The sequence below is a fragment of the Nocardioides sp. NPDC004968 genome, assembly GCF_040608935.1.
Taxonomy (GTDB): domain Bacteria; phylum Actinomycetota; class Actinomycetes; order Propionibacteriales; family Nocardioidaceae; genus Nocardioides.
Genome location: NZ_JBEXJF010000077.1, coordinates 1 through 2,408, shown reverse-complemented (window position 1 = coordinate 2,408; position 2,408 = coordinate 1). Strand labels below are relative to the sequence as shown.

At 58.7% G+C, this 2,408-nt stretch carries 3 protein-coding genes; 1 reads left to right on the top strand and 2 read right to left on the bottom strand.

Translation table 11 applies throughout. From position 1 onward, the window contains the following. Together ABZU72_RS28630 and ABZU72_RS28625 are read right to left on the bottom strand one after the other, a co-directional pair. On the bottom strand, positions 1-454 hold a 454-nt coding region (locus ABZU72_RS28630; protein WP_355022158.1), incomplete at its 3' end, for a GntR family transcriptional regulator. A 588-nt stretch (positions 455-1,042) separates the two neighbouring features. After that, positions 1,043-1,495, bottom strand: a complete 453-nt coding sequence (locus ABZU72_RS28625; RefSeq protein ID WP_355022157.1) for a universal stress protein — start codon at positions 1,493-1,495, stop codon at positions 1,043-1,045. A 128-nt stretch (positions 1,496-1,623) separates the two neighbouring features. Here ABZU72_RS28625 and ABZU72_RS28620 point away from each other — a divergent pair, with 128 nt between their 5' ends. Further along, entirely contained in the window at positions 1,624-1,866 is a 243-nt protein-coding gene (locus tag ABZU72_RS28620) for a hypothetical protein (RefSeq protein WP_355022156.1), read from the top strand. Positions 1,867-2,408: the final 542 nt, after the last annotated feature.

The following is a 2,408-nucleotide window of genomic DNA, read 5'->3' as shown; positions in this document are numbered from 1 at the left end:
CATGGAAGCGAAGGTCCGCAGCCTCGTGACTGGATATGTCCGGCGAATTCGTCATCGCCCCGAGGGCGGCCATGACCGCTTCAATCTGCGGGTCGGCACCGCGCTCGGCGGCGAAGGCGGCGGCCGCGGGTTCCACCATGCTGCGGATTTCCAGAAGATCGCGCTCGAAGCCGTTCGCCATATCGGCGTCGGTGATCCACGCCATCACCTGCGGATCCAGCAGCCGCCAGGTTGCGATCGGCTGGACCCGGGATCCTACCCGCGGCCCCGTCGTGACCAGCCCGAGCGCCCTCAACGTCTTGGTCACCTCCCGGATCACCGTTCGGCTGACGGAGAAGGTCTTCGCCAGCTCATCCTCCCGAGGCAGGGCGCCCAAACTTCCGAAAGTGCCGGTGACGACCATCCGACCGATGCGGTCGACAAGGACATCATGGAGGCTGGAAGGACGGCTCATACAAATATCGTATCATCGTATGATTGAGGCGGTCAATCCACTTCCCTTTGTGAGCGCCAGGACTTGGCGAGCGCGCCGGCCGTGCGGGTCAAGAGCGAGTTAGCGCCCACAACATCGCGCGTTCGACGTGATGCGCGGGGTGGGGCTAACCTAACTTCCGGAAGGCTAAGTCCTTTTCGTCGGCGGTGGCGAATTACTTAGAGCCAAAGTGCGAGTTGGTCCGCCAGCCGACAACGGCGGTGCGCGCCTGTGAATGTCTGGTTCGCGGCGACGAGCCAGTGTTCGATTGCGGCGAGGCGAGCGCTAGCAGGATGCCAGGAGATGGAGGTTATCAGCTGCGCTCAAGATGCCGAAAACACTCCGTCGGACGTGAGATCGCTTCATCACGAGTTAAGTCCCGCCTCAGGCGCGTTCGGCTCGCATCTCAGAGTATTTTCGCTGCGATAGTTTGATCCAACGCAACGAACGCGGCGCCCCAGAGCGCAGGACGCGGGGAGGCTTTGGGAGGCGATCATAATCGATGGCTCAAAGAATGTACTGGTGACGATCGCACAGGAAGGGCGGGACGAAGACGCCTCGGCATCTACACTACGTCACCACCAGAACGGGTACCGAACTGCGGGAAAGTACCTCGGAGGTCTGGCTGCCCAGCAGAAAGCGACGGAGCCCGCGTCCGCCGTGCGAAGCCATGACAATGAGGCTGCAGTGGCGGTTATTGGCAATTTCTACGATTGCCTCGGCCGGGAGAGCCTGTGGAATGTGAACGGTCTCGGCGTCGACGCCGAGACGATCTGCAGCAGCTCTGGCATCAGCCAATGTATTCTCCGCGGCTTGCCTTTGGCTCACCTCATACTCCCCCGTCTCCATCGGCGGCGTTGTCCATCCGGCGCTGGCCGCGGCACCGGCATAGATCGGAAACGGCTCGGATACGGTGACTATAGTGACCTTGGCGCCCACGCTCTTAGCCAGGTTCAGGCCATGGTTCACGCCCTTCTGGGCAAAATCCGATCCGTCCGTGGGTATGAGAATGAGCTTGTACATTGTCCGACCTGCTCCCTGCTTTCCCGCAGTCATAGAATAGGTCTGGCCGGGTTTTGGTTTTCCCGGAACAGCGGGCGGGTTGATTTGACGCAATCGCGAACTCGCTCATCTGGGGTACAATTGACCAGATGCCCCGTCGTCCGGAGGTCGCCATGAAGACGACGATTAAACACGGGCCGGTATCCTGCAGGTCGGACCCTCCTGCCTTCACGATCGAGACAGATGAAGACTACGCCCTCGCGATCCACCGCATCAAGGCGTTCTCGGTACAGGATGGAAGCAGTTACCGAGAGTTGATGGCACTCAAGGACGCGATCCGCGTCTGGGAGACAAACCATCCGGGTATGACGGGACCTATAGGCGGACGCTGAGAACGCCGATGACCTGAGACCCATTTCTCAGTTTGCCTCGAGGCAGCCTCGCGCCAGGAGCGGACTCTGGGCTACCGCCCCGGACCAGACATTCACAGGCGCATCTCCGTGGTCTGTTGGCGACCCTTTGCCGAAATTCCATCCCCGCGTAACAACCGCCGCAATATGCAGCGTTGCGAAAGTTTATTTTGGCTTTATCATATAGTACAAAGCAAAATGCAGGGCGCATGCGGCAAAGAATACCGCCACAACGCCGATCCAAGGCTTGATTTCTATAAACACAAAAACCAGCAAGTATGTGGATATAAATATAAAAAGCATATCAATGATGTAGATTAGCGCCATATCAAGTTACTCTCCGATTAAGATACCTCATCGTGCGCCAGATAGTTTAAAGGCGCCTTCTTACTCTTCCAAGCGTCATTCCGTCCGCTTCCGACCCATAGCGGGCATTCGACCCTTGAACGCCGATCAAGGTTGGTCGCGAGTCACTAACTACATGCCGCCTCACGACTAGGCACAGCGGGCTAACCTTCGTACTC

Excerpts from the sequence above, each read along its gene's own strand:
- ABZU72_RS28625 (WP_355022157.1), bottom strand. The coding sequence starts at position 1,495 with ATGTACAAGCTCATTCTCATACCCACGGACGGATCGGATTTTGCCCAG.
- ABZU72_RS28620 (WP_355022156.1), top strand. The coding sequence starts at position 1,624 with ATGCCCCGTCGTCCGGAGGTCGCCATGAAGACGACGATTAAACACGGG.